This window comes from Sphingobium sp. ba1 (assembly GCF_000743655.1).
In the GTDB taxonomy this organism is placed as follows: domain Bacteria; phylum Pseudomonadota; class Alphaproteobacteria; order Sphingomonadales; family Sphingomonadaceae; genus Sphingobium.
In genome coordinates this window covers 239,345-247,605 of sequence record NZ_JPPQ01000069.1, presented here as the reverse complement: position 1 = coordinate 247,605, position 8,261 = coordinate 239,345, and the positions used below count along the sequence as shown (strand labels likewise).

Here is an 8,261-nt window from a genome sequence, read left to right as displayed (position 1 = left end):
AAATCCTCACCTCCATCACTAAGTGGGGGAAGGGTGTAACCCTATAGAGAGGGCGACACCCCTCCGTCTGGCTACGCCAGCCACCTCCCCTGCCAGGGGAGGATGAATGAAAACAGCCGAAGCTGTATAAAAACGTGTGGCTACGAACGAAATGAACAATTTTAGAATTAGTGTGATCCCCATCGCGCATAGAAATTATCCTGCGTCAGTATCGTGTAAACCAAAGTTGTGCGGAAGAGCATGTCATTGTCGTGTTTACACAATCTCGACCACAATGGGACGTCACCCCGGACTTGATCCGGGGTCCCGCTATTTGTGCGGAGAAAAGCGGGATGCCGGGTCAAGCCCGGCATGACGAAGGAGGAATGGGAATGAACGGTCATTTTGTGGACCTTCAGGTGACAGGCTGGCACTTGATGGTGATGCGGCTGTGGCCGCCTCTTGGCCCTGGCGGCAAGCGAGGGATGTACCAGCGGTCACTAGTTCCCAAGCGACGAAAGAGCGCACCGCATGTCAGTCTATCGGGGGTGGGTTCGCCAAGATATATTGTAACACCACCGTCTCGAAGAAGTGAAAACTCGCAGCGAAGCAACTTTTGGCCACCGCTGCAAAGCAGATTCTGAATGTGCAGTTGAGGTGCGGCGGCGACTTCGCTTCCCGCATTTGCCCAGCGAGCAGCGAGTTCGTTGCCGTTTCCGATTAGGGCATTCGATTGAAGGTCACTCCAGATTTCTGCGCGAAGTTCCCCCGCAAGTGCTTCTTCAGGATGAGCCATCTGAATATCTGGGGTTGGCGAATGGGCGCATCCCGACCCAATAGCCGAAACGAAAGATAGCAGAATGAAGGTGCGCGTCATCGCGCAGGGTTGTACCAAACAAATGTCCCCAACCCACCCCTTTCCCTCATGCCTTCAAACTCACCCGGCGGCCCTCGCGGGCGGAGCGGTAGATGGCTTCGATGACGCGGAGGTCGGCCAGGCCCTCTTCGCCGGGTACGATGACGGGCGTGCCGTTCAGCACCGCTTGCGCGAGATGGTCGAGCTGGCTTGCAAATTGCGTTTTGGGCGATGGCGGCAGGGTGCGGTCGGTGACTTTGCCGTCCTTGCGGATGCGGATCGCATGGCCGCTATAGGGGGTGGCGGGTTCCATATCGATCCACCCTTGCGTGCCGATCACGCGATAGCTGTTATGCGCCGAGCTATAGCTGGACACGCAGGTCGCCTCGATCCCCGACGGGAAGCGCAGCAGGAAGGTGATGCGGTCCTCCACGGTGCGGAAGCGCGGGTCGGCGCGGTCGGTCGACTCGATCGCCATGACGTCCACCGGTTCCTCACCGGTCAGATAGCGCACGGCATTGAGGCTGTAGATGCCGATATCCATCAGCGATCCGCCGCCCGACAGGGGCTTGTCCAGTCGCCATTGGCCCGGCTGAATGGGGAAGCCATGTTCGGCGGTGATGATCCGAGTCGGCCCGACATGGCCGCCGCGCGCCAGCTCGATTGCCAGCTGATTATGGGGTTCGAAGCGCGATCGATAGCCGATCATCAGCTTCTTGCCCGCCGTTCGGCAGGCGACGATCATCGCCTCGCATTCGGCGACCGATATCGCCATCGGCTTTTCGCATAGCATATGCTTGCCCGCCCGCGCCGCGCGGATCGTATATTCGGCGTGCATGCTATTGGGCAGGATGATGTAGACCGCGTCGATATCGGGATTGTCGGCGATGCGGTCGAACGTCTCATAGCTGTAGTGATGCGTTTTGGGCACGCCATATTGCGCGCCATATTGTTCCAGCTTGGCCGGGGTACCGCTGACCAAGGCGCTGATCCGGGCATGGTCGCATCCGGCGAAGGCGGGCATGATCTGCTTGGTGGCGTAAGAACCCAGCCCGACGATCGCATAGCCGAGCTTGCGGCCGGGCGTGGCCGCCAGTGCGGGCATGCCCGCCGCTGCGATGCCAAGGCCGACCCCGGCCATCAAGGTCCGTCGCGTCACGATGCCTTCGTCCGTCATGCTCATCTCCCAAGGGTCGGTTTGCCGATCTGAGCCGAGAATAACCCATACAAATGGCAAAGCCCACCCTTTTGCTGATCAGTCCGGCCGAGAGTCGGCGCGATCGCGCGCCGGATAATCCTCCGGTGTCACCGTGCCGACATTCGGTCGATCCTCGACATCTTCCTGCGGCTTTCCGCCGCGGGTCCGGGGATCGGGATCGTCATCGCTGGGGATGACGTCGCCCATTGGTCCCCGGCGGGGCATCTCTTCGTCCTGGGCGGCGGCGGGATCGCGCCCGTTTTCATTGCCTGGCATAGTCTGTCTCCAATATGTTTCGGCTATTCTGCCGCGATGGCCGACGAAGGCGCAAAATCGGGTTTCAGGACGATCTTGGTCACTTCATTCTGATTGTCGTGAAACATCTTGTAGCCTTTGGGCGCGTCTTCCAGGCTCATGCGATGGGAAATGAGGAAGGTCGTGTCGATCTGGCCTTCGACGATCGCGTTGAGCAGCGCGGGCATATAATGTTGCACGCTGGTCTGGCCGGTCTTGAGCGTCAGGCCCTTTTCCATGAATGCGCCCAAGGGGAATTTATCGACAAAGCCGCCATAGACGGCGGGCATCGACACGCGGCCGCCCTTGCGGCAGGCGTGGATCGCCTGGCGGATCGAATGGATGCGGTCGGTGCCCAGGAACAGGGACGCCTTGATCTGATCGACGACATTATCGACGAAGAAACCATGGGCTTCGAGGCCGACCGCATCGATGACTGCGTCGGGACCGATGCCGCCGGTCATTTCCATCAGCGCTTCATAGGTTTTCGATTCCTCGAAATTGATCGTTTCGGCGCCGAAGCGTCTGGCCAGTTCCAGCCGGTGCGGGAAATGGTCGATCGCGATGACGCGATGCGCGCCCATGAGGAAAGCCGATTGCACCGCGAAAAGGCCGACCGGGCCGCAGCCCCAGACGGCGACAGTATCGCCGGGTTCGATGTCGGCATTTTCCGCCGCCTGCCATCCGGTGGGCAGGATGTCCGACAGGAACAGGACTTGCTCATCGGTGAGGCCGTCCGGCACGACGATCGGGCCGACATCGCTGAACGGCACGCGGACATATTCGGCCTGGCCCCCGGCATAGCCGCCGGTCAGATGGCTGTAGCCGAACAGGCCGGACATGGGTTGGCCATACATTTCCTGGCCGATGTCCTGATTGTCCGCCGGATTGCCATTGTCGCACGCGGAATATTGATGCTTGCCGCAATGATAGCAGCTGCCACAGGCGATGGTGAAGGGGACGACAACGCGCTGACCTTTCTTGAGCGTCGATCCGGGGCCGGTTTCGACCACTTCGCCCATGAACTCATGGCCGAGAATATCGCCCGCCTGCATGGTGGGGATATAACCGTCATAGAGATGCAGGTCGGAGCCGCAGATGGCGGTGGATGTGATCTTGATGATCGCGTCGCGCGGATTGAGGATTTCGGGATCGTCGACCGTGTCGACGCGCACGTCATGTTTGCCGTGCCAGGTGAGGGCGCGCATCAGGCTTTCTCCTCCTGCAATTGCTTTTGGGTCCAGGCGGCCGTGGCGATTTCGCCGGTTTCCATCAGTTGCTTGAACCGGCGAAGGTCGCGCCGCGCCTGGATGGCGGGTTCGCTCTGGAACAATTTGGCGACGACCTTGCCGATGATGCCGGCGGGCGGGTCATAGGCGATCGTCGCGGTGACGATGGTGCCGCGGTCGCCCGCGTCGCGAAATTCGATGCGGCCACTATTGGGGACGTCGGCGTCATCGGTCGAGGCCCAGGCGATCAGTTCGCCTTCGCGCTTGTCCGTGATGACGGCATCCCATTCGACGGTCTTGCCCGCCGGTGCCTTGACCACCCAATGGGATCGGGTGTCGGACAGCATGTCGATCCGTTCGACATTGTCCATGAAGGCCGGCAGGTTGGTGAGGTCCGCCCAATAGGCGAACAATTCGGCGCGCGGGCGATTGATGGTGACCGTTCGGCCGAGCAGCGTGTCGCCTTTGGGTTGGGGCAGCGTATCCACGTCCTGCGTGCGCACCTCTTTGTCCTTGGAGGTGGTCGCGGGGGCGTCATCCTGTGCAATCGTCATGGCTGTTCTCCTGTCGTCATGTGCAGACGGGAAGGGGCCATCCGCCCGGACGAGCCGGGCGGACGGCGCGCGATCAGGCGTCTTCGGCCTCCAGATTGACCGACGTTTCCGCAAGTTTCGTCATGAAGGCGTCGCTTGCGTAGATGTCCTTGGTCGCGTCGCGCAGCTTCTTATTGTCGTCCTTGAGGCCGAGCGCCTTGGCGAAGGCAGCAGCGGTGCCGAACCCGGCGATGCCATAATGGGTCATGCGCTGATATTGCGCGATGATGAGGACATCGAGGACAGGGCCTTTGTCCGGCCCTTCTTCGATCACATGCTTGATCGCTTCGGCGGCGAGGCCTTCCATGCCCTTGCAATGGTCCTTGGAGACTTTCTCATCCTGACCGGCGATCAATTCTTTGAGGATCGCGGTGTGGCTGGCGATGCCCTCCTGGCTCTTCGTCAGCATGTCCTTGAGCGCGGCGTCGCTGGCTTTGGCTGTGATTTTCTTGATGACCTTGAGCATCTGGTCGTTCGCGGACCAAAGGTCTTTCAGTTCGTCGATATAGACGTCTTGCAGGCTTTCAGGGGTCGACATCGCGGTTCTCCACATCGCCGGACGGGATGTCCAACATGGGCGTGGAGCGCGTGGGGGCGAGGCGCGGTTCCTGCAAAACCGCCCAACATGATCTGGATCAGTGCGTTTGTTGGTGGCGCCTCAGGCGTATCGATCACGATAAACTGACAGGGGGTAGGGTGGTGCGGTCGAGAAGACTCGAACTTCCACGGCCTTTCGGCCACAACGACCTCAACGTTGCGCGTCTACCAGTTCCGCCACGACCGCACACTCAAAGGGAAACCGGCAGGGCCGGCATCTGGTAGGCGGTGGCCATTAGCAAAGGCTTTTGCCCCATGCAACAACCTATCTGCATCTGCGTTATGATTGATGAGATTGGGGCGATATAATGATTGTGGGAAGGTGAGGCGCGCGATGCCGGGGCAATGGTGGATGATGTCGGGCATGACCGTGGCGGCATCGGTCGCGATGGGACTGGGGCTGGGAAGCTATGTCACCAGCCCGCAGAAAACAGCCGTTCCCGCCGAGGAATTGAGCCCGGACGACGATAATGCCTATGTGGAGGCGGGACGTACAGCGTCGATATTCGGAGACAGCGGCACAAGCCACCGGGGACCAGCGGTGATTCGCTGCACCGGTTGCGGTCCGACTTTGACGGAACGGCGCTTTGCCGCCGATATGGCCGGGATCGAAGGCAGCAGCGACCCGTACGTGCAGGATTATCTGGCGCAGGACCATCCAGCGACCGATGACTCGCTGATGATCGACGCCAAAATAGAAAAGCCGGTCAGCAATCCGCAATTGGATCGGTCGAAAGTCGCTGTGGCCGATCCTGTAGTGAAACCGGTGGCGATATCACCAGGGGCGGTGGTGCAGCCGATCATCGTGCCGACGATCGACCACAACCACCCCTGATCCTTCACTCCGCAGCAACGACTTCCGCGGCCATGTCGCTGAGCGGGTGGGCGAGGCGCGTGATCATTTCCTTGGGGCACACCTGCCAGAAATAGCGACACCAGCGATCCCAATCATCCAATATGGTGTTCGACCATTTGCTGTCGGTCGACACCGCATGCTGGGCGATCAGCGCTTTCAGCTCCGCTTCCCAATGCGCGCTTTCCAGCCGCTGCCAGATGATGCCTTCGGGGTTGGCGCGCGACGGGAAGCTGCCATCTTCGTCGAGGATGAAGGCCATGCCGCCAGTCATGCCCGCGCCGAAATTGGCCCCGGTCTTGCCCAGAATGACCGCCGTGCCGCCGGTCATATATTCGCAGCCATTGGCACCGCAGCCTTCGACCACGACCTGCGCGCCCGAATTGCGGACAGCGAAGCGTTCACCGGCCTGGCCCGCCGCAAACAGCTTGCCGCTGGTCGCGCCATAAAGGACGGTGTTGCCCAATATGGTGTTGTCCTTGCTTGCCAATGGGCTGGAGACGGTCGTGCGCACGACGATGATGCCGCCCGACAGCCCCTTGCCGACATAGTCATTGGCGTCGCCGAACACTTCGAGCGTGATCCCCTTGCACAGGAACGCGCCCAGCGACTGGCCCGCCGACCCGCGCAGCCGGACGGTCAGATGCCCGTCGGCCAGCGTCGACATGCCGAACTTGTCGGTCACCGCCGAGGAGAGGCGCGTGCCGACCGCGCGGTGCGTGTTGCGCACCGTATAGGTCAGCTGCATCTTTTCGCCACGCTCGAACACCGCCTTGGCATCGCGCATCATCTGCGCGTCCAGGCTGTCGGGCACGTCATTGCGCCATTGGGTCAGCGAAAAACGGCGCTGGTCGTCGGGGGCATCGACCTTGGCCAGGATCGGGTTGAGATCCAGATCATCGAGATGCTCGGCCCCGCGATTGACCTGCTTGAGCAATTCGGTCCGCCCGATCACCTCGTCCAGGCTGCGGAAGCCCAGCCGCGCCAGCACTTCGCGTACCTCTTCGGCGATGAAGGTCATCAGGTTGATGACCTTTTCGGGCGTGCCGGTGAACTTCTGCCGCAGTTTCTCATCCTGCACGCACACGCCCACAGGGCAAGTGTTGCTGTGGCACTGGCGCACCATGATGCAGCCCATAGCGACAAGGCTAAGTGTCCCGATGCCGAACTCTTCCGCGCCCAGGATCGCGGCGATCACGATGTCGCGCCCGGTCTTGAGCCCGCCATCGGTGCGCAGCTTCACGCGATGCCGCAACCCGTTGAGGGTCAGCACCTGATTGGCTTCCGACAGGCCCATTTCCCAGGGCGTACCGGCATATTTGATGCTGGTCTGCGGGCTGGCACCGGTGCCGCCGACATGACCCGCGATCAGGATGACGTCGGCATGCGCCTTCGCCACGCCCGCTGCGACCGTGCCGATGCCCGCCTGACTCACCAGCTTGACGCACACCCGCGCACGCGGGTTGATCATCTTGCAGTCGTAGATGAGCTGGGCCAGATCCTCGATCGAATAGATGTCGTGGTGCGGCGGCGGCGAGATGAGCGTCACGCCGGGCGTCGAATGGCGCAGCTTGGCGATGAACTCGGTCACCTTGAAGCCGGGCAACTGCCCGCCTTCGCCGGGCTTGGCACCCTGGGCGACCTTGATCTCGATTTCCTCGGCCGATGCCAGATATTCGGCATGGACGCCGAACCTACCGCTAGCGATCTGCTTGATGACCGAATTGGCGTTGTCGCCATTTTCATAGGGCTTGAAGCGGTTGGCATCCTCGCCGCCTTCGCCGGACACGGCCTTGGCCCCGATCCGGTTCATGGCGATGGCCAGCGTCTCATGCGCTTCGGGCGACAATGCGCCGAGCGACATGCCGGGCGTCACGAAGCGCTTGCGGATTTCGGTGGTGGCTTCCACCTCGTCGATCGGTACGGCTTCGCGGGCGAAGTTGAACTCCATCAGGTCGCGCAGATAGACGGGCGGCAAATCGCGGACGCCGCGCGAAAATTGCAGATAGGTCGAATAGCTGTCGGTCCCGACCGCGGTCTGCAACAAGTGCATCAGCTGCGCCGAATAGGCATGCGCCTCGCCGCCATCGCGTTGGCGGTAGAAGCCGCCGATCGGCAAGCGGACGACCGCGCTGTCGAAGGCCTTTTCGTGCCGCAGCATCGCGCTGTAATGGAGCGAGGCATAGCCTTCGCCTGAAATCTTCGCCGGCATGCCGGGGAAGAGATCATTGACCAGCGCCCGCGACAACCCGACCGCTTCGAAATTATAGCCGCCGCGATAGCTGCTGATGACCGCGATGCCCATTTTGGACATGATCTTGAGCAGGCCTTCGTTGATGGCCGTGCGATAGCGTTCGAAACAGGCGTCGAGCGACAGATCGCCGAACAGACCGCGCGCATGGCGATCGGCAATGCTCGCTTCAGCGAGATAGGCATTCACCGTGGTAGCGCCGACGCCGATCAGCACCGCGAAATAATGGGTATCGACCGCTTCGGCACAGCGCACGTTGATCGACGCATAGGAGCGCAGCCCCTTGCGCACCAGATGGGTGTGGACCGCCGCCGCCGCCAGCACGCCCGCTATCGCTGCCCGATCGGCATCGACATTTTCGTCGGTCAGGAAGATTTCGGTGCGGCCTTCGCGGACCGCCTGCTCGGCTTC

At 61.4% G+C, this 8,261-nt stretch carries 7 protein-coding genes and 1 tRNA gene; 1 reads left to right on the top strand and 7 read right to left on the bottom strand.

The features are described 5' to 3' along the window. Nucleotides 1-902: 902 nt before the first annotated feature. The 6 genes from IL54_RS04295 to IL54_RS04270 all read right to left on the bottom strand — a co-directional run bounded on the left by IL54_RS04295 (nucleotide 903) and on the right by IL54_RS04270 (nucleotide 4,933). The gene (locus IL54_RS04295; RefSeq protein WP_237748777.1) at nucleotides 903-2,012 is read right to left on the bottom strand and encodes a Gfo/Idh/MocA family protein; all 1,110 of its coding nucleotides are present in this window, start codon (nucleotides 2,010-2,012) and stop codon (nucleotides 903-905) included. A 78-nt stretch (nucleotides 2,013-2,090) separates the two neighbouring features. Beyond that, entirely contained in the window at nucleotides 2,091-2,309 is a 219-nt protein-coding gene (locus IL54_RS04290) for a hypothetical protein (RefSeq protein WP_037473503.1), read from the bottom strand. A gap of 23 nt (nucleotides 2,310-2,332) precedes the next feature. Beyond that, nucleotides 2,333-3,535, bottom strand: coding sequence for a zinc-dependent alcohol dehydrogenase (locus IL54_RS04285; protein ID WP_037473501.1), 1,203 nt, complete (start codon nucleotides 3,533-3,535; stop codon nucleotides 2,333-2,335). Then, complete coding sequence (locus tag IL54_RS04280) at nucleotides 3,535-4,110, bottom strand: SRPBCC family protein (protein ID WP_037473500.1); 576 nt, start codon at nucleotides 4,108-4,110, stop codon at nucleotides 3,535-3,537. The genes IL54_RS04285 and IL54_RS04280 overlap by 1 nt, the downstream gene beginning before the upstream one ends. 73 nt (nucleotides 4,111-4,183) lie before the next feature. After that, entirely contained in the window at nucleotides 4,184-4,687 is a 504-nt protein-coding gene (locus IL54_RS04275; RefSeq protein WP_037473499.1) for a YciE/YciF ferroxidase family protein, read from the bottom strand. Between the two features lie 159 nt (nucleotides 4,688-4,846). Further along, nucleotides 4,847-4,933 (bottom strand) — tRNA-Leu (locus tag IL54_RS04270). 135 nt (nucleotides 4,934-5,068) lie between these two features. Here IL54_RS04270 and IL54_RS22125 point away from each other — a divergent pair. Beyond that, the gene (locus tag IL54_RS22125) at nucleotides 5,069-5,581 is read left to right on the top strand and encodes a hypothetical protein (protein WP_156106111.1); all 513 of its coding nucleotides are present in this window, start codon (nucleotides 5,069-5,071) and stop codon (nucleotides 5,579-5,581) included. A 4-nt stretch (nucleotides 5,582-5,585) separates the two neighbouring features. Here IL54_RS22125 and gltB read toward each other — a convergent pair. Then, nucleotides 5,586-8,261, bottom strand: a 2,676-nt coding sequence (gltB, locus tag IL54_RS04260) for a glutamate synthase large subunit (RefSeq protein WP_037477791.1), incomplete at its 5' end; no start/stop codon positions are given.